Origin of the sequence: Geomicrobium sediminis, assembly GCF_016908595.1 — a bacterium.
In the GTDB taxonomy this organism is placed as follows: domain Bacteria; phylum Bacillota; class Bacilli; order Bacillales; family Marinococcaceae; genus Geomicrobium_A; species Geomicrobium_A sediminis.
Genome location: NZ_JAFBEC010000005.1, coordinates 1 through 23131 on the forward strand (window position 1 = coordinate 1; position 23131 = coordinate 23131).

Sequence of the window (23131 nt, forward strand, 5' to 3'; positions counted from 1 at the left end):
TTTGACGGTAGCACCTATTTTGTGAACACTGCTCCTCCTACGGGTACCCCAGGTACTTCTCCGGATTACACGTTGATTGCGGGCGCTGGAGCTACTGGGGCGACAGGTGTTACGGGTGCGACGGGCATTGCAGGAGATACCGGGCCTACTGGACCGACCGGCGCTACGGGTATTGGGCTCGATGGAATTGTTCCTTTTGACCCTGTTGCCGCACCGGGCTACCCTGTTGGGCAAATCGTTACGTTTGAAGGCAGCACCTATTTTGTGAACACCGCGCCTCCTACAGGCACTCCTGATACTTCACCGGATTACACGTTGATTGCGGGCGCTGGGGCTACTGGGGCGACAGGTGTTACGGGTGCGACGGGCTTAACTGGTGCTTCTGGCATTACCGGACCTACGGGTGCAACTGGCTTAACTGGGGCCACTGGCTCGATCGGAATCACCGGAGCTTCTGGCATTACTGGGGCTACGGGATTAACGGGTGTCACTGGAGCTTCTGGCATTACTGGGGCTACGGGATTAACGGGCGTCACCGGGGCTTCTGGTATTACTGGGGCCACTGGGCCTACGGGTGTCACTGGAGCTTCTGGCATTACTGGGGCTACGGGATTAACGGGCGTCACCGGGGCTTCTGGTATTACTGGGGCCACTGGGCCTACGGGTGTCACTGGAGCTTCTGGCATTACTGGGGCTACGGGATCAACGGGTGTCACCGGGGCTTCTGGCATTACTGGGGCTACGGGATCAACGGGTGTCACCGGGGCTTCTGGTATTACTGGGGCCACTGGGCCTACGGGTGTTACTGGTACAACTGGTATTCCTGGATCTTCAGCGATCATTCCATTTGCTTCTGGTACACCTGTCACTTTAACTACGATTGCTGGGGGATTAATAGGAACTACTAGTCTTGTCGGATTTGGTAGCTCAGTAGCTGGAGTTAGCATTGCTGGTTCGACGATCAACCTCGGTGGAGGACCTGGCATTTTGCTAAACTATGCATTCTCGGTGCCTCGCGCGGGGACGATTACTGCGATATCGGCTTACTTTAGTGTTACTGCAGCATTATCGTTAATAGGTAGCTCAGTTACAGTCAACGCCCAGCTCTTTAGTTCGAGCACGCCAAATAACACATTCACTGCAATTCCAGGAGCAAGCGTCAATCTTCCTCCGTTAACGGGTGTCATTAGTTTAGGTCAAACGTTGAATAATATTGTTTCAGGATTGTCGATTCCAGTCACCCCACAAACGAGATTGCTACTCGTACTATCTGCAACTTCAAGTGGAATTTCTCTAGCAAACGTAGTCGAAGGCTACGCCAGCGCAGGAATCTCAATCTCATAACCTGTCGTGAATCGCTAACTGATCGCTATTCTTTCAACCACAAGTCGTGCTTTCCTTATCCTCGTCGATAAGGAAAGCGCCCTTCAATCAAGTCTGTATTTTCAGAAAATGTTATACTGAATAAAAAAAGGATTGAAATAATGTATATCGAACGTCTTTCTACCTCTTTACCGAAGAGATTAGACTATGGAAACAATGAGCAAGTCATTAGCGCGATTGCAAAAGAAGCGCAATCGGAGGCTTTTCTGACTAAACTCGGATTTACAGGTGATGACGTAGCAGATAAGAAGCATCACGGTGGTCTGGAACGGGCCGTTTGCTTTTATCCACACGAACACTATTCTTATTGGGAAGAACAATTTAACCTTTCTCTTCCAAAAGCAGCTTTCGGTGAAAACATTACCGTTTCAGGCCTTCTAGAACGCGAAGTATATTTAGGCAATATTTACCGCGTTGGAGACGCAATGATTCAAATTACTCAAGCACGAACACCTTGTCGGACCATAGTCCAGCATACGGGAATTGCCGATTTCCTTGTGCACATTATACGAACAGGCTTTACAGGATATTTAGCTAAAGTGTTACATGAGGGAACTGTTTATGCGGATAGCACGATTGAACTACTAGAAGAACCACCTATTAAGATGAGTGTTTTGCGATGCAACGAAATTTATTACCATGAAAGAGAAAACCTTAGCGATGTCAATCAACTCCTACAAATAGAAAGCCTTGCCGAGGAATGGCGAGACATGCTTAATAAACGTAAACAACAGATCACAAACAAAGTCGCCCGCGATTAGCTCGTTGCGGACGACTTTGTTTTCTTTTATGATTTAGTATTATCTTGATCAAAAAACGGATCAATCGTTTCATCGCGTTCTGGATCTAAATCATCCTGATTGCTGTCATCAACTCGCTCATCACTCGGTTTCTCTTTATGAACGGTGTTAGACTCAGCACTCTCTTTTGAGGCTGCAAATTCAGGATATGCTTCTCGCACTGAATTGCCTACACTAGAGCTTCCTCTAGCGACAAAGCTTTCAAGCATTTCTTTTAAGTCCATCCCTGTTGCTTCTTTTAGACTTTCTTGAACACCTAACATCGTTTGTGTCACGTTTGACGTAATTCGATTCGCTCCACCTTTGGAGTCAGAGCCACCCATATCAATGACTTTGTATCCTTCAATCTGACTAAGTGGTGCTGCAACTTCTTTCGCAATGTCAGGAAGTGAGCGGATCATCATTTCCATGATTGCTGCTTCACCGTATTTCTCCATTGCTTCGGCCATAAGCTCTTTCGCCTCCGCCTCGGCACGACCCTTCTCACGAATAACTTCAGCTTGCGCAAGACCTTCAGCACGTTGAATTGATGCTTCTGCTTCACCATCAATACGAGCTTTCTCTGCTTCAGCTTCTGCTTTCGCTTTAATGTCATACGCATCTGCATCTGCTTGAGCTTTACGACGCTTTTGCTCCTCTTGTTCTAAGGTAACTTGACGTTGTCGTTCAATGAATTGCACTTGCATTTCTTCTTCTGTTACTTCTTGATTTAATCTTGCTTGCTCTAATTGATACGCTTGTTCAGACTGTGCTCGAGCACGTTCCGTTTCACGTTTGAATTCAGCTTCTTTAATGTCACGCTCTTTTTGAGATTGTGAAACCGTCGTACTCCTCGTATTCTCTTCTTGTTGTGCTTCTTGGTCGTTTTTCGCTTTGTACATTCGTGTTTCTTTCTCAGCGTCTGACTCTGCCATGTCCGCTTTTTTGCGAATTTCAGCAATTCGTGGACGCCCTAGATTCTCTAAGTACCCATTCTCTTCATCCGCATCACGAAGATCGTCTAGACCGAACGACGTAATTGTAAAGCCCATGTTATCAAGTTCAACTTGTGCAATGTCTTGAACTTGATGGCTAAACGATTCACGGTCATTATTAATCATTTCTACTGATAGTTTTGATAAAATTGCTCGTAAATTAGTCCCGAGTACTTTAGAGACCTCTTCTTCAATCTCAGTATCTTTCTTTCCTAGAAACTGTTCTGCATAATTTGCAATTCCATCTAATGAATCGGCAATCTTAACAGAAGCAATTGCGTCTGCGACGACAGGTACCCCTTGACTCGTGTACACTTTAGGCGTCGTTAACTTAATTTGAAAGGAGTTCAAATCAACGGGTGTACTCGTTTGGAAAAACTTCAAACGTTGCCCACCACCACGAATGATCTTCATGCTTCGACCATTTTCATCTTGAAAGATTCGATTGTCCTTTTCTGGATCACCTAAGTTTGGACCCGTAATAATTAAAGCTTCATTTGAACGCGCGGTTTTGTATCTGCGTTTAACATAAATGAATGCAACAATCCCAAATAAAACCGCTACTGCAGCTAATACTGCAAGAATAATAAAAATTACTGTACCCGTACCAAAATCCATTCCATCACCTCTTTTTCTTAGTTACACTACATACGTTTGCAAATTACACTAAGTTTCAACAATACAGAAAAATCATATTAATTGTAACGAAGGCTGGATGATAATGACAAGTGATTCCATGCAAAAAACCACCGAGAAGCACACTCGAAGGTTTATTGGTAACGTTGTAATAACTCTTCTGTCGTCACAATGTCCGCAAATTCATCACGCAATGTTGCAAGCGTCACATCGTGAATGGTCTGTGCGTCAAAAGGTGCAATTGCCGCTGCTGACGTTGCATCAGATACTAACGTCGTTTTAAAACCTAGATTTCCACTCATTCGAACTGTCGTGGATACGCAATGCTGCGTTGTAAAACCTGCGATAATGACCTCTGACGCTCCATGTTCCTTTAAAACACTTTCCAAATTCGTACCGATAAACGCACTGTTAACGTCTTTTTGAATAATGATCTCATTTTCAACAGGCAGAACTTGTTCCATAAACGAATGGGTCTGACTCCCTTTGTAAAACAATGATGTTGGATCGGTTCTCGTATGTTGAATATGTATGATGAGACCTTCTTGTTCACGGATCCAATGCAAAATCTCACCTGCATGTTCAGCCGCCTTAGGAGTACTAAATTCCCCCCAGCTCGGTTCTTCAAACGCCTTTTGAAAGTCAACGAGTACAAACGCTACTTTTTTTCCACTCATTCCATCACCCCTCCGTCATTTTTATGCTTATGAAACTGTAAAAACAACCGCTCAAATTCTTCATAGGTAATTTCTTCTTCTTCCCAAAGTTCCTCAGCATTTTCAAGGATCGCTTGTGTTGATTGAATCCAATTTAAATAGAGCTTTTCTTGATGAATGGCATGCGAATAGACTGCTGATGCCATAACGATTCGTTTTTTTATGGCTTGTCGTTCGCGAATGCTTGCCGAAGTATCGTCTAGAAACTGCTCCATTTGTTCAATCTTTTCTTTTTGTTCACGCTCAAAGGTTTGTAATTGAAACAATACATCCTTAAGAGACAATTGATCCATAAAAAAAGCTTGCATTAGGAATGGATCTTTTCGTTTCGGAAGGGTTGGAGGCTGACTAAGCCATCGTATCATTTCCGCTTTACCTGATTCTGTAATCTGGTACAACTTCTTATCTGGCTTCCCGACTTGCGTAACAAGCCTACTTTCAATTAAACCTTCATTCTCTAACTTTGCTAGTTCAGGATAGATTTGCGAAAGGTTCGAATGCCAAAACACACTAACAAACCCATCAAACTCCTGCTTTATGTCGTAACCGCTCGCTTCCCACGTCGTTAATAACCCAAGTAGTCCGTGCCTTAAACTCATTGTATGTTTGTCTCCTCTTTTCCACCGATCCCAATCCTCGGGAAAGTAATCACACCCATTGCGCCTGTCACGATGAGAATTGTTGCCATAATGGCGACCGTCTCTGTTATCGTCAGTGTACTTAACAGCCAGCCACTAATCAAGATACTAGGAAGCATCATGCCATTTGAAACTAAGAAATACATCGTAAACATTCGTGTGTAATACGCCGGCTTCGACCATTCTTGAATTAATGTGACGGTTGTCACTTGAAAAAGACCGAGTGCAAACCCTTGAATGACGAAAAAAGGCAAGAGCACAGAAAGCGAATTAGCAAATCCGACCGCTATAAATGTTACCGCTAAAAACAAAAATGGAGGAAATAACAACCATTTACGTTCAAAACGCTTCATCAACCTCGGTGCAAAAAAAGCTCCTAACGTAATACCTACAATGTTACAAATGCCGATCCAAGCCATATTCTCCACGCCTAGATGCAGCTTGTCAGTTAGAAAATGAATAAGAATAAGCTCAAATGCCGTTGCGATTAACATTCCAATGGCTATGAAGGTGTAAAGCATCCGAAACCGTTTTGAAGACCAAACTTCTCTTAATCCCGCTCGAATTTGTTCAATTAATCGTTCACTCCCTTGATTAGTTGCGGGACTTTTCGGAATTTTAATCGTACATAACGTTGCGATGAGTAATGCAACAATGGCAGCAATGAGCAATACTTCAACTGGAAATTGAAGCGCTAAAACAAATCCAGAAACTGCTTGAGCAACGATTCGCAGGATTGTGATCGACATCTGGAATAATGCGTTTGCTTTCGGACGATGATCATGATTCACGAATTGGGGAACGAGCGCTTGGCTTGACGGTAAGAAAAATAAATCAAAGATGCTCAGTAACATAAGCAAAACGAAAAGAATTGGTAACGAAACTGATGACAAAAACAAAGTTAGTACAATGACAATGATTGCTCGTATACTGTTTGAGAAGCGAATAACCAGTTTCAAATTCTTTCCTTCAATCCATGAGCCGATCGGTAAAGCAAGGAATAATAAAGGTGCGTAATACGCGACATAAAACCAAGTAAACATTGAAGGATCACTTACTCGAGATTCCATTTCCTTAAGCAAGGCAAAGAATAAAACAGCATCAGCAAAAATCGTTAACAATCGATTTCCATAGATTGCTTTAAACGCTGGGGTCCACATCCGTTTCACCTCATATATAAATTATCATATATAAATATTTATATATGATAATTTATATAAAAGCAACAAAAAAAGCTACACAAAACGAAAAATATCGTTTCGTGTAGCCCTACTTTAGACGTGAACTCCCTCTGCTACGAGAGAATGAATTGGCTTTTTGACGGTTGCAACATCAATGTGGATCCCTTGAATATTCTTTGTAACAATCTCTTCTGTTTCATAGCCAAGACGTTGGTACAACACCATATTACGATCAACTGCCGTTCGGACCCGGCACGATACTGACTGTTTGCCTAACGTTTTAGCTTCAGCTTCTAGTGCTGTAATGAGCTTTTTAGCATAACCATTCCCTTGATTCTCTGGCGGTACAGATAATCGGAAGAAATATATATCATCATCACTAATCACATAACGAAGCATGGCGACCGGTTCGTCTCCCTCCATACCGATTAACGCTTTCTCTCCACCGTTCAATCCTTCGCGAATCGACTCGGGTGTTTCTAATAAAGCGCTTGAAGAAGGTGTTGCATGTTTATATTCAGCAAATGCATCATGCATGAGCGTGCATACGATTGTTGCGTCATCTGGTGTTGCGTAGTAAACGTTCATCTTGACCTCCTGAAACTTTGACTTTTTAGCAGAAAATCATTGTAAAACATTCAAGCTTAGCTGAAAAGCCATCTGGAAATAGTCAGAATAGGAATTTGTTTACGATTCTACGTCTACCTCTACTTCTTCGTCATCGGCTGTTTCTGATCCTTCATCTTCCTCTTCAATCTCGAACTCTTCAATAACACCGAAATCATCTTCAACCGTCAAGTTAATAAATGAAAGAACTTGTAAGATATTCTCTTCTGTATCGACGACCGTCGCTTCAATTTCATCACCGTCTTGAATGAAAACGGCATCGGCTGATTGTGTAATATCGAATTCAAGTACACGACTTTCTCCTTCAACGAGTACTTGCAAGTATTGATTATTAAACGGATCACTCACACGATACACATTGCCGCTGATCTCCATTTCATCGTATACGTCTGTCGGTACATAGTCGTCTGCACCTAAATTAGCAGCGAGCATTTGACGATACTCTTGGAATGCACCCTCTCGTGAAGAAGCATGAGCAATGTTACCAGTTTCTGCATGAACCATCGCCATTTCTCTCATTAGACCATTTTGGTCGACGACTGGGATCACCCATGTGTACTGATCATACACAGAATATAAGACAGGCTGAGTTCCACGCCATTGTTCACGTATGAAGGACTTGTTCACAACTTCTTGTGCTCCTCGTGCATTCAAAAGACCCGAAGAACCTGTATAATAGGTCGCCTCTCCCGTTTGCGCATTGATCATCGTAAATCCAACCATCGTATTGGATTCTTGATTTGGTCTCGTATGATCAATCATCCAGTACATATCATCGTCTGGACCTAAAACACCAATCATTTCCTCATTACTAGTCGGTTCATGAACACCTTCTTTTGTGAAATACGCGTTAAATAAACCGTTGCTATAACGTCCGAACCAATCAGCATATTGAAGCGCAACGCGATAATCAATCGCATTATCAATAAACTCTGGTTGCTCCCCAAGATCAAAACGTTCTGTTTCTCCAGTGACCGCATCAACTAAAATGACACCGTCTGCATTTGGACCCGTACGATAGTAATCATAATATGCATACGAATACGCGTAATATGGATGTCCATCATCATCAGGCTCAAAAGAATAACCGATTAAAACGACATCTTCATATTGCTGACGAACGTGACGCTCTAAGTTCTCACCAAAAAATGCACTCGGAACATACTTCATGTCATGTTCACTAATCAATCTCGCTTCGGCGTTCGGATCTTCTGCACTGACCATAATGTATCCTGGTGCGGCATCGGCTCTTAACCAACGCCAAATGTTCGCATATTCAATCGGTGATACCCAATACAATTCATCATTGATCTTTTGAATGCTTGATTCTCCTAGATCATAAAAAGAAAAGTTATCGATATTACCGAATACAATTTCTGATTTATACCTTGCATACGTATACGGCACGGCACGAACTGCTTCTTCAGTCACTGACTCGATTTGCTCATCGCTCGTTTCAATGTTCCCTAAGTTGGACAATTGTTCTGTCACGGTTAGTGGAAAAACAACATTCATAAACAATAACCCGGCAAATAAAATGCTACCGATCGTCGTCGACGCATTCGTAAAAGCCAGCCTTGCTTGTTGCTTGACCTCTTCAGGATTACGAGGCACTTTTGCTGCCCCTAAAAACAGTCCTGATATCATGAGATTTAATGCTACGATCCACCCGAAGGAGTTAAGCAAGCCACTCCAAGATAAATCAATTAACCCAAAATAAATAATATAAATGCTTATTCCAAGACCGAGTAAGTAACGTATACCTTGAAATGCAAACCAAGCTTTTGCATTACGTCTAAGGCCATACTTCCAAGCTTTAGGGTTTAATTCAATTGTCGTTAAACCCATAATTAAAATCCAAATATACATCATTCTGTTGTCCCCCTACATGTTGTCACTTAATACATACGTACAACATGCTTTAAAGATTCAGTTTCTAGCCATTTCCCGGGAAATAGATCATTTATTGTTCACTATTTACAGCGCTCCCAGTAATTCTCGTCTTTGTTACCTTTCCTAAATGCACGTATGCTTCTGCTTTCATTACGCTTGGTCTTCCCATTGCTTCTCCTTGATGAACTTGAAACAAGTGCCACCCTTCTTGGCACGATTCTGTTCCTTTGTCGATTAAATACGCACTTAAAGCGGATGCTGCCACACCGGTTGCTGCATCTTCTTTGAACATTCCTCGACTCGGGAATTGTCTTGCGTGAACTTCACCGTTCGATTCGATTACAAACGGGTAAAAGCCGGTAGTTTCATAAGCTTCACACAGGTCCCACAAACGATCAAAATCAGGATTTAGAGCTTGTAAAACCTCATTATTCTTTAATGGAATGATTAGCTTTGATCGTGAAGTTGATCCAATTTGAATAGGTAAGTCATCACGTAAATCTACTTTAGTAATCATCAAACTTTCACAGATGTCTTGAATCGTTGGCACTTTTTCTTGAGTACTCAACGAGTTTTGCTCAACTTGAACTTCTTTGTTTTGATTCCACGTAACAGCCATTGCTCCTGCTTTCGTTTCAATCAATGCATGCTCACCAGCTATTCTCGAATGCTCGACCAAGCTTGTCGTCGCAGCAATTGTCGCGTGTAAACAAAACGCTTTTTCTACTTTTTTCGTAAAGAAACGAAAAGCATATGAACCTGTCTCAGCCCGCTCGACATAAACGACATCCTCATCACAATGACTTGCAAAAGTTTGTTTTTCTAACTCTGTCCATTGTTCGGTATCTAAGACAACGCGGCAAGGATTGCCTCCATGCTCTCCTTTAGAAAAAACCCTTTTAATTCCTTGTTCCATCTGTTGTTCGTCTCCTTTCTAATAGCGAAAATTGTCGAAATCAGTTATATTATCTTTTAAATCAACGATTTAGCTAGATTTTTCTTAGACGATCATCTAAACTAAACACACAGAAGTTAACCGAACGTTTCACGCCTGAAGCTCCCCCTTGCTTCGGGCTTTTTTTATGCTCAAAGAAAAAGCGACCGCATGGTGAGCGATCGCTAACTTCTTATCCTTGGTTAATCAATTGATCGTAGTCTTCTGAAGTTAATAGCTGTTCAAGTTCTTCTGGTTTCGTTGCTTCAATAACAACCATCCATGCTTTCTCATATGGAGATTCATTCACAAGCTCTGGTGAATCCTCAAGGTCTTCATTGATTTCAACGACTTTACCACTGATTGGTGCGTAAAGTTCTGAAACCGTCTTTACAGATTCAACACTTCCAAAAGGTTCGTTTACATCAAGAACGTCTCCGACCTCTGGCAATTCAACAAATACGATATCCCCGAGTTCATCTTGAGCAAAAGCTGTAATTCCTACACGGTAATTTCCGTTCTCTTCTTTTACCCACTCGTGCTCTTTTGAATACTTCAATTCTTTTGGCGTTGTCATGATTTCAACCTCCCATTGATAAGTAACCGTAACGCTATCTTACCATTTTCCTAAGATGTCTGGTGATACATTCCCCAAATATTGCTTCCAATGTTTTTCGAATTCGTCTTCTTTAAATCCTACCGTTGCATGATGCCCATCAGTCACAATTGGACGCTTCACTAACATGCCATCAGAAGCGAGCCAATCGATAATCGTATCTTCATCCGCATCAGGTAGTTTGTCTTTCAATCCAAGTTCTCTGTACTTCTTACCACTTGTGTTAAATAACTTCTTCCATTCTAAACCACTTAGAGCTTTAATTTCTTGAAGCTCTTTACGTGTTGGAGGCTCTTCAACAATATGACGTTCTTGATAAGAGATTTCATTTGCATCAAGCCAATTTTTTGCTTTTTTGCACGTTCCACACGGTGGATATGAATACATCGTGAGCATAAAGACAATTGCCTCCTTACAAATAACATTCCTCTACATTATACGATAAAATGCTACTCGTTTATACAAAGACGTATTGTTTCAGTCACCACTCTGTTCAAACATTTTGTGCAAAACTTCTTCAATTAATTGCGGTACTTCGACAAAAGCACTTTTAGCATGTAGACGTTCCGTCGATTTATGCGCATCTTTTCCAAGTGGTCCGACATTAAGAACAGGAGCATTTAGCTTAGACATTATATGGAAAGGAATAGAGTATGACCAGTTGAACCCCGGTGTATTTCGTTCATAAGAGGCATCATTTCTTGCATGCTTATAAGCAAGATAACTAAGATCGCTAATGCCATTAAAGTAATTCAAATGTTTGACATCCCGATTGAAGCGCTCCTGTGAAGTGGTACGAATCAATTCAACAATTGGTTCAATATCCGCTTTTTTTGAGCGAACAGCTGGATAATAGGGTGGTGAAAAATACGTTATGACAACAGGAGCCAGTTCATCACAACGAAGTAAGATTTTATCAATCATCATCGATGCTTTGGCACGATCATCAAACGTCTCATTCGAGAAAATCTCTTGTTGCCACTCTGTAAGCAATTCTTGTCCGTGTTTTTCTTGAGCATAAATCAGCAGTTCATCGAAGTTCATAACTGTCGTTTTAGGTAACCCTATACGTTCTGCCCGTGTATTTAACGTTTCAACTGCTACGGCGACTTCTTCCCTAAAGATTTTTTCAATATCGAATGCACTCCGTTCAAATAAGAAAACGTTAAACAACGACGTTGAACGATACGGTGTCTTCACTGAATAGGACTCTTGCAAGTCTTTTTGATAAAGTGCCACTGGAAGTGGGGTTTCTTCACCATCAACTTGCTCTCTAAACCGCTCATTATACTCAATTTGACTCGTCACTTGAGAAAGCATAAACGTTGATGTTAACCCGCTTAATGGCTCTCCTACGTGCGTTTCGACACCATAACAAAACACACTCGGCATGATTTTACCAATCGAGCCACTATACACATAAAACTGCTCATCACCAGGCGTTTGTGTAAACACCGGTTCACTATTTAAAAACAATTCATAGTCGAGGTTATGTAATGTTTTCAATTCGTATAAGTGCTCGACTGCAGCACGCATCCCCGCTGAATTCACTTCCTCGTCAGGCACAGTAAGTAACACGAGATTAATCGGCCAAGATTCCTTGATCGCTTTTTCTAAAATAGAAAGTTGAATGACTAGTCCAGCTTTCATATCCATGGCGCCTCTACCAAATATGTACTCTTCTGTTTGGATGTCTTTTAGTGTGCTTCCACTAAATTGACTCTCATGATTGTGGAACCATTCGGTAACTTGTTCGATATCAAAAGCAATTGAATCAAGTTCTCCGTAATTTTCTACACTTACGACGTCAAAGTGGCTCATCATGACAACCGTTTTCGTCGCATGTTCGTGCTTGTACAAAGCAGTTAGAAATTCAGCAGATTGTGGCGACTCCCCTAAATGAAGGTATTCACGGTGTTGGTTAAAATAATCCAATTGCAACAAACGATTGTATAGATGTTTCGGAAAAAGCTTTTCACTTTCCGTACCTGTAATACTCGGGATCGCCACTAATTCCGCTAGCAATTGCTTCTTTTGTTCAAAGCTTGTAGTATTCATAAGCCACCTCCACCAGTTGTCTACTGTGATTGTACGGAAGGTTTGTAATTTTAACAACACTCTAATAGCAGATTTTCTACCATTTGGTCTAACTTCATCGAATTTGTCATTTCAGATCGTCTACTCGCTCGTTGAAAGGTGGGATTTCGCCCATTTATCGTCCACTGTCTTGAATAAAGCTCCATAACAGCTTTTATGCAGGATTATTACTCGTTTATGTAGGGATTTCTGTTGTTCCCCTTAGTATTTGTTAAATAAAATAGTTCTAATTGGCCTCATTTGGATCTACCAACTTCATTTGCGAGTAATACGTCACTTTTTTGCCTGATTGCTTTGCATACGTAATTTCTTTGCTCGTTGAATCTCCGATATACCCTGCAGGATCAATAATCATAACTTCATCAGCAAGATCTATTTTACGCATATGAATTTCCTCAAACATTCTTGCTTGATCATCACTAATGTCAAATCCTTCATATTGTTCAAAGAAACCGACACTAATCACAGCATGTCCTTGAAGTGTGAGCATCGCATTTGCATGGTCGAATTGTTCTTTAAATTTTGTTGATCCACAAAGTGTGATGACTTTTATCATGTTTATCTCCTTATGATTTGATTAGTTATTCGCACAAAACGAAAACGCCCACCTCTCGCGAGATGAACGCTTTCGTCTATTTTCTTAAACGACGTACTTTTTCTCTTGAACGATTCGCTCAGCGATTTCACGCTTCAATTTGATGACGTTGTCTGGTGTACGACGCGTTAATTTACGTACCATTGAAAGCATTGTGCGAAGTGTGTCGCCTTCTTCCATGTGGATGAGTGACTCTTTCGCATCCGCTTCAATGTTTTGTAATCCTTCTTCTACGAGTACTTTCGTATAAAGAAGTTTTAGTGTTTCACTGTCTGCACCATTCTTCTCAATCGCTTTCTCTGTACGGGCAATGGCAGCTTCCATGTTATAAATTTCGCTAACCATGTCTGCCACGTTTAGAAGAAGCTCTTGTTCTTTGTCGAGTTCTTTTCCGTATTTTTGAACGGCTGAACCTGCACCCATAATCACGAGTTTCTTGGCGTTTTGGAGCATATACTTTTCTTTTTCAAGTGGCGCATCGCCTGGTTCTTCTGGCATCATAGCCATTAGTTCTTCTTGAAGTCCCATGGCTTTCTCTAAGAATGGAAGTTCACCTTTCATCGTCTTACGTACGAGAGTACCTGGTACGAGTAAACGGTTGATTTCATTCGTTCCTTCAAAGATACGATTAATACGAGAGTCACGATAAATACGCTCTACTTCGTATTCAGCCATAAAGCCGTAACCACCGTGAATTTGAACCGCTTCATCTGCACAATAGTCAAGTGCTTCTGAACCGAAGAATTTGTTTAATGAACACTCAATTGCATACTCTGCAATCGCCTTGGCAACTTTTTCGCCATCCGCTTGCTCTTCATCTGTAAGGTCACCGAGATTCTTCTCAAAAAGTCCACCTGTACGGTAAATCGAGCTTTCAAGGGCATAAGCTTTTGTCGCCATTGAGCCGAGCTTCTCTTGAATCGCTGTGAAGTTTGCAATTGGTGTCTTGAATTGCTTACGCTCACTTGCATATGTCGCTGCAAGTTCAATCGTACGCTTCACACCACCAACACAGCCAACACCTAACTTGTAACGACCAACGTTAAGAATGTTAAACGCGATCACGTGTCCACGACCGATTTCTCCGAGTACGTTTTCTTTAGGAACCTTAGCATCTTCTAAAAGTAACGTACGAGTAGAAGAACCTTTAATCCCCATCTTCTTCTCTTCAACACCAGTTGATACACCGTCGTAGTCGCGCTCAACGATAAATGCTGTAAACTTGTCGCCATCAATTTGAGCATAGACAACAAATACATCAGCAAATGCAGAGTTCGTGATCCATTGCTTCTCACCGTTCAAAACGTAGTGTGTACCTTCTTCGTTCAAGATCGCCGTCGTTTTTGCGCCTAGTGCGTCAGATCCTGAGCTTGGCTCTGTTAACGCATACGCTGCGATTAGTTCTCCTGAAGATAGTTTAGGTAAATACTTTTTCTTTTGGTCTTCATTGCCGAAGAATACGATCGGTAATGAGCCAATCCCAACGTGTGCACCGTGGCTAAGACCAAACCCGCCAGCAAGTGACATGCTTTCTGTAATTAAGCTTGAGCTAATCTTATCAAGACCAATTCCGTCATACTTTTCTGGTACGTCAGCACCGAGAAGTCCAAGCTCTCCTGCTTTTTTTAGCAATTTCACGGAGTAATCAAATTCATGATTCTCGATGTGGTCAATAACCGGATAAACCTCGTTATATACGAATTCTGAAGTTGTCTTTGAAATCATTTTGTGCTCATCTGTAAAGTCTTCTGGAGTGAACACATCTGTTGTTTCAACATCTTCTAGTAAAAACCCGCCGCCTTTGATGCTCGTTTTTAACGCTTCTGCCATTGTAAATTCCTCCTAGTAAAGTTTGGTTTATAGTAATTCAAATACGCCAGCAGCACCCATACCGCCACCGATACACATCGTTACAACACCGTATTGCTCATTGCGACGCTTCATTTCGTGAATGAGTGAGAGTGTTAATCTCGTTCCCGAACAGCCGAGCGGATGCCCGAGTGCAATCGCGCCACCATTCACGTTTACTTTGCTATGGTCAAGTTCTAATGAACGAATAACTTGAAGTGACTGGGAAGCAAAGGCTTCGTTAAGTTCAAATAAACCAATGTCTTCAAGCGACAAACCAACATTTTTCAATACTTTAGGAATCGCTTCAACAGGTCCAATTCCCATAACTTCTGGGCGAACACCAGCAACCGCCATTCCTAAAAACTTCGCCATTGGCTTTAAGCCATCAGCTTCAGCTTTTTCACGGTCCATTAACAGGACTGAAGCCGCCCCATCACTCATTTGTGAAGAGTTACCTGCTGTTACACTTCCCTTTACATGAAAGGCTGGTCTTAGACCTGAAAGCGTTTCTACTGTTGTACCAACGCGTACGCCTTCATCTGTATCAAACGTTACCGTATTCTCTTGGAACTTATTGTTCGCATCTACGTAACGCTTTTTCACTTCAAGTGGTACGATTTCATCTTTGAATCGACCCGCTTCAATGGCTGCGGCTGCTCGTTTATGACTTTCTACGGCAAAAGCGTCTTGGTCTTCACGGCTTACACCGAATTCGTTCGCCACTTGCTCAGCAGTGTGCCCCATCCCCATGTAATATTCTGGAGCATTCTCAACGAGTTTTGCGTTTGGTGCAATGACATGCCCACCCATTGGGATCAAACTCATGGACTCTGCCCCGCCTGCAAGGATCGTATGTGCATGGCCGAGCATGATTTTCTCCCCTGCATAAGCAATGCTTTGAAGACCTGAAGCACAGTAACGGTTAATGGTTACGGCGCCTGCAGTATTGGGTAGTCCTGCAAGACCGGAAATGTTCCGTGCCATGTTCATGCCTTGTTCAGCTTCTGGCATTGCACAACCGAAGATGACGTCTTCAATTTGACTTGCATCAAAGTCACCTGCACGCTTAAGTGTTTCTTTTACGGTTTCTGCTGCGTAATCATCTGGACGCATTTGTGCAAGCGTCCCTTTTTTCGCCTTACCTACTGCGGTTCTTGCTCCTGATACGATCACCGCTTCTCTCATGACCGTTCCCTCCTTAATAGTGCTAGTTGCGTAATGGCTTACCCGTTTTTAACATGTGTTGCATTCTCATTTGTGTTTTTGGTTCTGCAATTAAGCTAAGGAACGCTTCACGCTCGAGATCGAGCAAGTATTGCTCATCAACTTCACTGTTCTTTGGAACACGACCACCAGCAATGACGAACGCGAGTTTTTCTGCAATTTTAAAATCATGGTCACTAATTTGACCGGATAGTTTCAATCCTTCAGCACCAAGTCGCATCGTTGCATAGCCCGTTTCTCCAACAACTCTTACTGGCTGCTTAACTGGAGGGCGATAGCCTTTTTCAGCAAGTTCCATTGCTTTACGCTTTGCACTCCATGTTACTTGACGATGGTTGGCAACGATGTCATCACGATCCGCCAAAAATCCATTTTCTTTCGATTCTTGTGCAGATGTACCAACTTTCGCCATCGCTATCGTTTCGAACACTTTATTAGCAATTGGTTGTAAATCCGTACCTTTCGGAACATTCTCAATCGATCTTAGGTACAATTCTTTATTTCCGCCGCCGCCTGGAATGAGGCCAACACCGACTTCAACGAGACCCATGTACGTCTCACTTGATGCTTGGATGCTCGCAGATGGCATACAAATCTCAGCACCTCCACCGAGTGCCATTTGGAATGGTGCGGTTACGACAGGTTTTTTGCTATAACGAATGTTCGTTGTCATCTGTTGGAACTTACGGATCACAAGATCCAACTCATCAAATGCAAAGTCTTGCGCTTCCATAAGCATCATCATTAAGTTGGCGCCAACACAGAAGTTTTTGCCTTTGTTGGAAATGACGAGACCATCATAGTTCTCTTCAACTTCTTTGATCGCTGTATCCATCATTTGAATAACATCAAGTCCGATTGAGTTGTTCGGTGATGTAAATGTAAGTCCAGCAATGCCATCGCCTAAATCTGTGAGAACCGCTCCAGCATTCTTCTTAATTACGTTCGACTCATTTTTAATGAGTACACTAACGTCGATGTCTTTCTCACTCTTAGGCAAGGCTACGTACTCACCGTTTTGATAAAACTTTCCGTCTTTTGTATAGAAAGAATCATGCCCACTTGCAAGCATTTCCTTCACCCAAGCAGGAACGGTTTCACCTTCTGCTTCCATTTTTTCGACTGATTTCTTAACACCGATTGCATCCCAAACTTCAAACGGTCCAAGCTCCCAACCGAATCCCCACTTCATGGCGTTGTCAATTGCCACAACATCATTTGCAATTTCTGACATCTTCTCTGCAGAATAGATCAGACTTTTCTTTAAAGTACCCCACGTAAATTGACCCGCTTTATCATCTGCATACGCAAGTGTCTGCAATTTAGCAGCCTTTCCTTTTGCTTGCTTTGCCATTTCAACTGAAGGGGACTTTAACTTGCTTCCTTCGCGGTATTCTAACGTTTCAGGATCTAGTTCAAGGATTTGTTTGTCCTTGCCTTTGCCTTTCTTCATATAGAAACCTTGACCGACCTTTGCACCAATCCACCCTTTTTCGGTGATTTCTTTCATAAATGCTGGCGGATCAAAGACTTCCTTTTCTTCTCCATCAACTTGATCGTATACATTTTTAGCGACGTGCATAAACGTATCTAAACCAACAACATCAAGCGTTCTAAACGTTGCACTTTTCGGACGTCCGATGAGTGGGCCTGTGATTGAATCGACTTCAGAGATCGTTAGTCCATGCTGTTCCATTTGTTCAACAGAAACGAGCAATCCGTACGTACCAATGCGGTTCCCGATAAAGTTCGGCGTATCTTTCGCTTCGACGACACCTTTGCCTAACACATCCTCAGCAAACGCTTTCACAGATGCCAATACGTTAGGGTCTGTATCTTCTGTCGGAATGATTTCAAGTAAATGTAAGTATCTTGGTGGGTTGAAAAAATGCGTTCCTAAAAAGTGCTTTTTAAACGAGTCGGAACGTCCTTCAACCATCGCGTTTACAGAGATTCCAGACGTATTGGAACTAACGATTGTCCCTGGTTTCGTGTGCTTTTCAACCTTTTCAAACAATTGTTTTTTAACGTCTAAGTTTTCTACGACGACTTCAATAATCCAGTCAACATCGCCTAACTTGTGTAAATCATCTTCAAGATTTCCAACCTCTATTCGCTGTGCATTTTCCTTTGAAGCAAGTGGTGCAGGCTTTTGCTTAAATAACTTCTGCTTACTCGTTACTGCCTGACGATTACGAACTTGTGGATGATCTAATGTAAGTCCTTTTGCTTTTTCTTCATCTGTGAGTTCTTTTGCAGGCAAGTCCAGCAGTAGCACGTTTATTCCTAAGTTTGCTAAATGGGCAGCAATCCCTGAACCCATTACACCTGAGCCAAGTACCGCCGCTCGCTGAATGTGCGTCGTCATAATTGTCCTCCTCATTTGAATGAATACTCATTCATTTCACTCTGAAAATAGAAGAGCACTTCCATTTGTTAAGATGCCCTCTAAATGTTGAAATTAATAAAATTGTATTTATATTCTCTTACTATACTATATAAGATTTAAAACCATCTGACAACTATAAAATGAATTGCCATTCATTTTTATTAAAATTGCTTCGAATAGAACGCTGGACATTAGGTGACGATAAGGTTGAAGAAATTTAAAAGGAGAATGTTCGCGATGAATATGCAACCAAATTCGAATCAACCTCAAAACCAACAATCAGCCAATACGATGCACCAACCACCTGTAGTCATTACGACAAAAGACCAACTGTATTTATCTGATATGTTGAATTGGAATTTAACAGCTGCAAAAAAGGCTCACTTTTATGCGCAACATGCCATGGAAGCTGATGTGAAGACAAAATTTGAGCAAGTCGCACAAATGCACGAGAACCATTACAATCGACTAATGCCTTATTTGCAAATTCAAGGAGCCAAACAATGACTAAAATCCAAAACCCCAAAACACAAGTACCAAATACGAAGGAAATGAACGACAAAGACTTTATGACAGACTTACTCTCAACAGAAAAATATATGACAGCGTCTTATGGAACAGCGATGAATGAAGCGAGTCACAAAGCGCTGTATGATGAGATCGCAAGCATCTGTAAAGAATCTCAAGATTGTCAGCGTGACCTTTACAATCAGATGTTCGAAAAAGGCTGGTACTCTCTTGAACCTGCTCCAGAACAAGCAAAACAGCAAGCTTATCAAGAATATTCAACGTTAAGTTCAGAACTTCCATCTGGGCAGATGCCTCACTAAAACGTCGGGATGAGTCATACTCATCCCGATGTTTTTCGTTCATTTTCAAAATGAATGAGTGTTGACTCAAAGACCGGTTCGTCTTCAATTAATTGTGCTTTTCGGTACACTTCCCCAATATCTTCACAGTAAAAAGTTTCACCGACAAGTTCCTCGTACGCATATTGATCAACAGCGATGCAATTATCGTATGCGATCTCTCGAATCTCAAGGCGATACGTCGCTGGGCGAACCCGATATGAATACGCAGCATCATCCCATTGATGATGATCTAGTATGATAAATGATTCACCTTTGGGTTTGTATTCGGTATACCGAACTCCTCGAACGAACGTGCGATCGATTTCATACACTTCCTCACTAACATGAACGCCATTTATTGATTGGTTCACGGCAAGTTGATTTGAATTTACTGATGTCATGGTGCGCTCTTTCATGTGGTTGTCTTCAAATTCGTACGTCGCATAAAGGGTTTCTTCTGGAAAGTAATCCGTAAAATCAATCTCTTCAACTGACCGTTCTTTAAGATCAACGATGACTATTTCTGCTTTTGGATACGTGACAAAGAAAATAACAGCTACGAGAAGCTTTATCATAACGATCATGTTCGTCCCCCTTCCTTACTATGTATTCAAAGAAGCGGACGCCCATTCAATTTAATTTGAATAGGCGTCCGCTTTAGTCAAGTTAGGAGACTTCTCTATTAGACTGTTTCTACACGGCTGTTGCTTAATTGCTTGATTGTCGCTGCAAGTAAATGCGTCCGTTCAACTAAACTTGGGATCTCTAAATATTCATCCGAACTATGCGCCCCTCCACCAACAGGGCCCATTCCATCAATCGTCGCAACGTCCATCACGCTCGTAAATGAAGCATCCGAACTGCCTCCTGTTGCAACTTCAGTCACTTGTACGCCAATTTGTTCACCAGTTTGTTGTATTAATTGAAACAACTCTTCGGTCTTTTCCGTTCTTTCCATCGGCGGCCTCGTCAAATCTCCTGAGACCATCACCTTCGTACCTTCAAGCTCAGACTGTTCAGATAAAGCTTCAATCGCTTCTGTCATTTGTGGTCCTTGCTCGAGTGTAGAAATTCGCACATCAATGAATGCACGAGCATGCTCAGCAACCGTGTTTACCGTTGATCCCCCTTCAATGACCCCGACGTTTACTGAAATTCCTGCTTCAAGGTTTGATAATTGATGAAGAGCAATCGTTTTGTGAGCCAATTCTTCAATGGCACTTCGACCTTCTTCTGGATTGATCCCTGCATGTGCCGCTTTTCCTTGAACGTCCATCGTAAAACGGCCGCCCCCTCTTCTAGCAGTGACGAAAGAACCGTCTTTTCGCGCAGGCTCCATCACGAGTACCGCACGCTTATCCTTAGCGTAGGACTGAATCAATTCTTTTGAAGAAGTTGCACCAATTTCTTCGTCACTTGTGAAAAGAATACCTACGTGCTGTAAAACGTCTGAAGAACCTTCTTCAATTAATGCTTTTATCGCGTATAAAGAGGACACGTGGCTGCCTTTCATATCAACAACACCAGGTCCGTATGCAACGTCGCCCTCAATTCGAAATGGCCGTTCTTTTACAGTTCCAGATTTAAAGACGGTATCCATATGTAATAGTAAAAGGATCGAAGGTGTAGCTTCTGGAAATGAAAAATAGCGATGGTTTCCACGGTTGAGAGATTCATGTTCTTCTTCAATCATCCCGATGCTTTCAAATGCATTCTTAATCATTATGCCGTACTCATCAATGTCTTCTTTGTCATAAGACCCACTATCTTGATTCACAAACGTTTCAAGCGTCTGTAACATGTTCGTAAGCTCAGCTTCTAAATAAGACTTCATCGTAACCATCCTCCTGTTATCATCCAACTTGATTTAGAAAACACAAAATGTTTAAAAAACAGATGGCATATCCCTATTTAATTCATTACAACGGGACGCTTAAGAACAAGAATACACTACTTTTTAATACTTGGTAAATGGATGACTACAATAAACCTGCCATCACTGTAGAACCGACCTCTAAAATTATTACACGCTGAATTGAGCGTCCTTCATAAATAAAACCAACTTGTCACAACTAAGTTCTTTGCGACAAGCTGGTTCGTCAACTACTTCAAATCTTTCTGATCAATCTAGAATGGGCGACTTCTGATTCACAATCGTGATTGATTCTGTTCTGGCGAATTGCCCGTTCTAGTGCGCAGTATTTTATCTATAGATCGACGGTATGATCTTTGTTTTTACTTGCTCTCTTTACGAGCTTAATAATCAACGGGTAAGAGAACGATAATAATGTAAGTAATGCCAACACAATTGTAATCGGGGAGGCGAAAAGCATATCCACCGGCTGGTCGTAGATGACAAGTGCTCTTCTTAAGTTTTGCTCCATCTCTCCGCCAACGATGAGCGCAAGAATTAACGGAACAATCGGATAATCTAATAAACGCATGAACAGCCCGATGACCCCTGCGATAATTAGAATATAGAAATCAATGGTACTGTATCCGAGCGTGTACGCACCGATAAATGAGAGAATGAGAACAATCGGATAGAGTACTTTCGGTGGCGTCTTCAAGATTTTCACTAGAACACCCACCATTGCAATGTTGATAATTACAAGTATGATGTTCCCGATAAACATACTATTAATCAACGTCCATACTAAATCAGGACTGTTTTCAAAGAGTAGTGGTCCTGGTGTAATGCCAATCATCACCAATGCTCCGAGCATCACAGCTGTTGTTGCTGAACCTGGTATTGCCATCGTCAACATCGGAATGAGTGATCCGACTGCTGCTGAACTATTTGCAGATTCAGGTGCAACTAAACCTTCAACAGCGCCTTTTCCAAACTGTTTCTTATTCTTCGAGATTTGTTTCTCCGTACTATACGCAAGAAGCGATGAAATCGTCCCGCCGGAACCTGGCAATACCCCGAGGAAAAAGCCAATAGGACCACTTCTTAGAATTGGAGCGATCGAACGCCTCCACTGTTCTTTCGTAAACCATTTTTGCCCAATCTTACTGCCATCAACATCTTTAGGCTGCTTGTTGGCGAACATGTTGTACAAGACTTCACCAATCGCATAAATACCGATAATGATAACGACAAAACTGATTCCCTCCGTGAAATGGGGAATGTCAAAGGTGTGTCGATGCACACCGGACTGCAAGTCAATACCGATCGTGCTAATTCCAAGACCTAAAAACATCGTAATGAATCCTTTTACCATGTTCCCTATCGAAAGGGCAACCACAGCCGATAAAGCAAAGAAAAAGAGAAATAAATATTCTGCCGGTCCGAAGTTCAATGCGAAATTCGCAAGCGGAATGGCTAAGAAAATAAATCCAAAAATCGCCATCACACCGCCAATTAACGAGGCCATTGCCGCAATGGACATCGCTTGACCGGCTTGACCGTTTTTGGTCATCGGATACCCGTCAAATGTCGCCGCAATCGATGAACCATCTCCTGGCGTGTTAATTAAGATTGAACTTCTTGATCCTCCAAACAATGCCCCGTAGTAGATCGCAGCCATTAGAATCAATGCACTAACAGGTTCCATACCAAAGGTTAAAGGAATTAAGACTGCCACACCGGTAGCCGGCCCCAACCCCGGGAGTATCCCTACAATCGTACCGAGAATTGCTCCAATAATGAGCCAAAGGAGGTTAATCGGTTGAAGGGCTGTCCATAATCCATCTAAAACAAAGCTCAAATCCATACCGAAA

The 23131-nt window shown here is 42.1% G+C and carries 21 protein-coding genes; 4 read left to right on the forward strand and 17 right to left on the reverse strand.

Annotated features, from left to right (window positions below):
- The coding region (locus JOD17_RS09085; protein ID WP_204697192.1) for an exosporium glycoprotein BclB-related protein at positions 1 to 1344 on the forward strand (1344 nt) is incomplete at its 5' end.
- Positions 1345 to 1484: 140 nt separating this feature from the next.
- Entirely contained in the window at positions 1485 to 2144 is a 660-nt protein-coding gene (locus JOD17_RS09090; protein WP_204697194.1) for an MOSC domain-containing protein, read from the forward strand.
- A 26-nt stretch (positions 2145 to 2170) separates the two neighbouring features.
- Here JOD17_RS09090 and JOD17_RS09095 read toward each other — a convergent pair whose 3' ends face one another.
- The 14 genes from JOD17_RS09095 to JOD17_RS09160 all read right to left on the reverse strand — a co-directional run bounded on the left by JOD17_RS09095 (position 2171) and on the right by JOD17_RS09160 (position 18533).
- The gene (locus JOD17_RS09095) at positions 2171 to 3775 is read right to left on the reverse strand and encodes a flotillin family protein (protein ID WP_204697195.1); all 1605 of its coding nucleotides are present in this window, start codon (positions 3773 to 3775) and stop codon (positions 2171 to 2173) included.
- 152 nt (positions 3776 to 3927) lie between these two features.
- Positions 3928 to 4470, reverse strand: a complete 543-nt coding sequence (locus JOD17_RS09100) for an isochorismatase family protein (protein WP_204697196.1) — start codon at positions 4468 to 4470, stop codon at positions 3928 to 3930.
- Positions 4467 to 5108, reverse strand: coding sequence for a PadR family transcriptional regulator (locus tag JOD17_RS09105; RefSeq protein ID WP_204697197.1), 642 nt, complete (start codon positions 5106 to 5108; stop codon positions 4467 to 4469). The genes JOD17_RS09100 and JOD17_RS09105 overlap by 4 nt, the downstream gene beginning before the upstream one ends.
- Complete coding sequence (locus tag JOD17_RS09110; protein ID WP_204697198.1) at positions 5105 to 6307, reverse strand: MFS transporter; 1203 nt, start codon at positions 6305 to 6307, stop codon at positions 5105 to 5107. The genes JOD17_RS09105 and JOD17_RS09110 overlap by 4 nt, the downstream gene beginning before the upstream one ends.
- A gap of 114 nt (positions 6308 to 6421) precedes the next feature.
- Positions 6422 to 6916: a GNAT family N-acetyltransferase gene (locus JOD17_RS09115; protein WP_204697199.1), complete on the reverse strand. Its 495-nt coding sequence runs from the start codon at positions 6914 to 6916 to the stop codon at positions 6422 to 6424.
- 99 nt (positions 6917 to 7015) lie between these two features.
- The gene (locus JOD17_RS09120) at positions 7016 to 8827 is read right to left on the reverse strand and encodes a hypothetical protein (protein ID WP_204697200.1); all 1812 of its coding nucleotides are present in this window, start codon (positions 8825 to 8827) and stop codon (positions 7016 to 7018) included.
- A 91-nt stretch (positions 8828 to 8918) separates the two neighbouring features.
- Positions 8919 to 9764, reverse strand: coding sequence for a PhzF family phenazine biosynthesis protein (locus tag JOD17_RS09125; RefSeq protein ID WP_204697201.1), 846 nt, complete (start codon positions 9762 to 9764; stop codon positions 8919 to 8921).
- A 211-nt stretch (positions 9765 to 9975) separates the two neighbouring features.
- Complete coding sequence (gene gcvH / locus JOD17_RS09130) at positions 9976 to 10359, reverse strand: glycine cleavage system protein GcvH (RefSeq protein ID WP_042358730.1); 384 nt, start codon at positions 10357 to 10359, stop codon at positions 9976 to 9978.
- A 39-nt stretch (positions 10360 to 10398) separates the two neighbouring features.
- Positions 10399 to 10794 carry an arsenate reductase family protein gene (locus JOD17_RS09135; protein ID WP_169965708.1) on the reverse strand — a complete coding sequence of 132 codons (396 nt, stop codon included), beginning with the start codon at positions 10792 to 10794 and terminating at the stop codon, positions 10399 to 10401.
- A gap of 81 nt (positions 10795 to 10875) precedes the next feature.
- On the reverse strand, positions 10876 to 12456 hold the full coding sequence (locus tag JOD17_RS09140; RefSeq protein ID WP_204697203.1) for a M20/M25/M40 family metallo-hydrolase: 1581 nt from the start codon (positions 12454 to 12456) through the stop codon (positions 10876 to 10878).
- 265 nt (positions 12457 to 12721) lie between these two features.
- Complete coding sequence (locus JOD17_RS09145) at positions 12722 to 13051, reverse strand: hypothetical protein (protein WP_239575399.1); 330 nt, start codon at positions 13049 to 13051, stop codon at positions 12722 to 12724.
- A gap of 84 nt (positions 13052 to 13135) precedes the next feature.
- A complete protein-coding gene (locus tag JOD17_RS09150; protein WP_204697205.1) occupies positions 13136 to 14920 on the reverse strand; it encodes an acyl-CoA dehydrogenase family protein in 1785 nt (594 codons plus the stop codon).
- A 27-nt stretch (positions 14921 to 14947) separates the two neighbouring features.
- Positions 14948 to 16126 carry an acetyl-CoA C-acetyltransferase gene (locus JOD17_RS09155; protein ID WP_042417645.1) on the reverse strand — a complete coding sequence of 393 codons (1179 nt, stop codon included), beginning with the start codon at positions 16124 to 16126 and terminating at the stop codon, positions 14948 to 14950.
- A gap of 22 nt (positions 16127 to 16148) precedes the next feature.
- Positions 16149 to 18533, reverse strand: a complete 2385-nt coding sequence (locus tag JOD17_RS09160; RefSeq protein WP_204697207.1) for a 3-hydroxyacyl-CoA dehydrogenase/enoyl-CoA hydratase family protein — start codon at positions 18531 to 18533, stop codon at positions 16149 to 16151.
- A gap of 258 nt (positions 18534 to 18791) precedes the next feature.
- Between JOD17_RS09160 and JOD17_RS09165 the strand changes: the two genes are divergently transcribed.
- Positions 18792 to 19061, forward strand: coding sequence for a hypothetical protein (locus tag JOD17_RS09165; RefSeq protein WP_338028781.1), 270 nt, complete (start codon positions 18792 to 18794; stop codon positions 19059 to 19061).
- On the forward strand, positions 19058 to 19384 hold the full coding sequence (locus JOD17_RS09170; RefSeq protein WP_204697209.1) for a spore coat protein: 327 nt from the start codon (positions 19058 to 19060) through the stop codon (positions 19382 to 19384). The genes JOD17_RS09165 and JOD17_RS09170 overlap by 4 nt, the downstream gene beginning before the upstream one ends.
- A gap of 20 nt (positions 19385 to 19404) precedes the next feature.
- Here JOD17_RS09170 and JOD17_RS09175 read toward each other — a convergent pair whose 3' ends face one another.
- The 3 genes from JOD17_RS09175 to JOD17_RS09185 form a co-directional block, all read right to left on the reverse strand.
- Positions 19405 to 19989 (reverse strand): hypothetical protein, encoded by a 585-nt coding sequence (locus tag JOD17_RS09175; RefSeq protein ID WP_204697211.1) that lies wholly within the window; start codon positions 19987 to 19989, stop codon positions 19405 to 19407.
- A gap of 98 nt (positions 19990 to 20087) precedes the next feature.
- Positions 20088 to 21239: a M20 family metallopeptidase gene (locus JOD17_RS09180; protein WP_204697213.1), complete on the reverse strand. Its 1152-nt coding sequence runs from the start codon at positions 21237 to 21239 to the stop codon at positions 20088 to 20090.
- Positions 21240 to 21612: 373 nt separating this feature from the next.
- The gene (locus JOD17_RS09185) at positions 21613 to 23124 is read right to left on the reverse strand and encodes a tripartite tricarboxylate transporter permease (RefSeq protein WP_204697215.1); all 1512 of its coding nucleotides are present in this window, start codon (positions 23122 to 23124) and stop codon (positions 21613 to 21615) included.
- Between the last annotated feature and the right edge of the window lie 7 nt (positions 23125 to 23131).

Bases quoted from the DNA above. Each gene is read 5' to 3' on its own strand.
- JOD17_RS09090 (WP_204697194.1), top strand. From the start codon at position 1,485: ATGTATATCGAACGTCTTTCTACCTCTTTACCGAAGAGATTAGACTAT.
- JOD17_RS09095 (WP_204697195.1), bottom strand. From the start codon at position 3,775: ATGGATTTTGGTACGGGTACAGTAATTTTTATTATTCTTGCAGTATTA.
- JOD17_RS09100 (WP_204697196.1), bottom strand. From the start codon at position 4,470: ATGAGTGGAAAAAAAGTAGCGTTTGTACTCGTTGACTTTCAAAAGGCG.
- JOD17_RS09105 (WP_204697197.1), bottom strand. From the start codon at position 5,108: ATGAGTTTAAGGCACGGACTACTTGGGTTATTAACGACGTGGGAAGCG.
- JOD17_RS09110 (WP_204697198.1), bottom strand. From the start codon at position 6,307: ATGTGGACCCCAGCGTTTAAAGCAATCTATGGAAATCGATTGTTAACG.
- JOD17_RS09115 (WP_204697199.1), bottom strand. From the start codon at position 6,916: ATGAACGTTTACTACGCAACACCAGATGACGCAACAATCGTATGCACG.
- JOD17_RS09120 (WP_204697200.1), bottom strand. From the start codon at position 8,827: ATGATGTATATTTGGATTTTAATTATGGGTTTAACGACAATTGAATTA.
- JOD17_RS09125 (WP_204697201.1), bottom strand. From the start codon at position 9,764: ATGGAACAAGGAATTAAAAGGGTTTTTTCTAAAGGAGAGCATGGAGGC.
- gcvH (WP_042358730.1), bottom strand. From the start codon at position 10,359: ATGACAACGCCAAAAGAATTGAAGTATTCAAAAGAGCACGAGTGGGTA.
- JOD17_RS09135 (WP_169965708.1), bottom strand. From the start codon at position 10,794: ATGCTCACGATGTATTCATATCCACCGTGTGGAACGTGCAAAAAAGCA.
- JOD17_RS09140 (WP_204697203.1), bottom strand. From the start codon at position 12,456: ATGAATACTACAAGCTTTGAACAAAAGAAGCAATTGCTAGCGGAATTA.
- JOD17_RS09145 (WP_239575399.1), bottom strand. From the start codon at position 13,051: ATGATAAAAGTCATCACACTTTGTGGATCAACAAAATTTAAAGAACAA.
- JOD17_RS09150 (WP_204697205.1), bottom strand. From the start codon at position 14,920: ATGGCAGAAGCGTTAAAAACGAGCATCAAAGGCGGCGGGTTTTTACTA.
- JOD17_RS09155 (WP_042417645.1), bottom strand. From the start codon at position 16,126: ATGAGAGAAGCGGTGATCGTATCAGGAGCAAGAACCGCAGTAGGTAAG.
- JOD17_RS09160 (WP_204697207.1), bottom strand. From the start codon at position 18,533: ATGACGACGCACATTCAGCGAGCGGCGGTACTTGGCTCAGGTGTAATG.
- JOD17_RS09165 (WP_338028781.1), top strand. From the start codon at position 18,792: ATGAATATGCAACCAAATTCGAATCAACCTCAAAACCAACAATCAGCC.
- JOD17_RS09170 (WP_204697209.1), top strand. From the start codon at position 19,058: ATGACTAAAATCCAAAACCCCAAAACACAAGTACCAAATACGAAGGAA.
- JOD17_RS09175 (WP_204697211.1), bottom strand. From the start codon at position 19,989: ATGATCGTTATGATAAAGCTTCTCGTAGCTGTTATTTTCTTTGTCACG.
- JOD17_RS09180 (WP_204697213.1), bottom strand. From the start codon at position 21,239: ATGAAGTCTTATTTAGAAGCTGAGCTTACGAACATGTTACAGACGCTT.
- JOD17_RS09185 (WP_204697215.1), bottom strand. From the start codon at position 23,124: ATGGATTTGAGCTTTGTTTTAGATGGATTATGGACAGCCCTTCAACCG.